General features: G+C 41.6%; 2 protein-coding genes. Both read right to left on the bottom strand.

Annotated elements, in window-relative coordinates; genetic code table 11:
- A partial coding sequence (locus CYP05_RS06570) for a GTPase (RefSeq protein ID WP_141090285.1) occupies nt 1-313 on the bottom strand: 313 nt, incomplete at its 3' end.
- A partial coding sequence (locus CYP05_RS06575; protein ID WP_181001183.1) for an AAA family ATPase occupies nt 310-836 on the bottom strand: 527 nt, incomplete at its 5' end. The genes CYP05_RS06575 and CYP05_RS06570, both read right to left, overlap by 4 nt.

An 836-nucleotide genomic window follows, 5' to 3' on the forward strand; every position in this document is an offset into this window, starting at 1 on the left:
GAGCTAGAAATTTCTCGTAGTCGCTTGTATCATCATGGATAGGTGCTAAAAATACGATGAGATCACAGTCTCCCATCGATTTTATAGCTTGGCTTATTAGTAGTTGATTTATCGCCTTGTTGCTCTCGTGAAGCCCTGGCGTGTCGGTGAAGATGATCTGATCTTCGCCGTTCATAACTATGCCATTTATCTTTCTACGAGTTGCGTTTTGCTTGTGCGAGACAATGGCGATCTTTTCGTTTAATAAGGCATTTAAAAACGAGCTTTTGCCAGCATTTGTGCGTCCTATGATGCTAACAAAGCCTGATTTCAAAGTATATACCTCGCTAGATCTTGATCCTCAACAACGTCTTTTAGGCGCTCTTTTACAAGCTCTTTTGTCACATTTATCTTCTCGCCGCTCTTTTCACTAGCTTCAAAGCTGATATCTTCTATCACGCGCTCGATCACCGTATGAAGGCGTCTAGCACCGATATCCTCCATCTTTTCATTTGCAGCATGAGCGATCCTAGCTATCTCTTTTATCGCTTCATCGTCAAATTCTAGCTCGACATTTTCAGTTGAAAGAAGTGCGATATATTGTTTTAAAAGCGAATTTTTAGGCTGGGTTAAAATTTGATAAAGCGCGTCCTCATCAAGGCTATCAAGCTCGACTCTTAGTGGAAAACGGCCTTGAAGCTCTGGGATGAGATCGCTTGGTTTGCTTATATGAAAGGCGCCAGCTGCGATAAATAAAATGTGATCTGTCTTTAAATTTCCAAATTTAGTATTAACATTTGAGCCCTCAACTATCGGCAGCAAGTCTCTTTGCACGCCTTCTTTACTTGGGTCTTGCC

It is taken from the genome of Campylobacter concisus, assembly GCF_002913545.1.
In the GTDB taxonomy this organism is placed as follows: domain Bacteria; phylum Campylobacterota; class Campylobacteria; order Campylobacterales; family Campylobacteraceae; genus Campylobacter_A; species Campylobacter_A concisus_AV.